General features: G+C 51.9%; 1 rRNA gene. It reads left to right on the plus strand.

Annotated features, from left to right (window positions below):
* Positions 1 to 322 (plus strand): 16S ribosomal RNA (locus CVN76_RS02400); the annotation flags it as partial.

Consider the following 322-nt stretch of genomic DNA (forward strand, 5'->3'; position numbering starts at 1 on the left):
AAGTTCTGTTGTTAGGGAAGAACAAGTACCAGAGTAACTGCTGGTACCTTGACGGTACCTAACCAGAAAGCCACGGCTAACTACGTGCCAGCAGCCGCGGTAATACGTAGGTGGCAAGCGTTGTCCGGAATTATTGGGCGTAAAGCGCGCGCAGGTGGTTCCTTAAGTCTGATGTGAAAGCCCACGGCTCAACCGGGGAGGGTCATTGGAAACTGGGGAACTTGAGTGCAGAAGAGGAAAGTGGAATTCCAAGTGTAGCGGTGAAATGCGTAGAGATTTGGAGGAACACCAGTGGCGAAGGCGACTTTCTGGTCTGTAACTG

The organism is Bacillus sp. mrc49 (genome assembly GCF_002803435.1).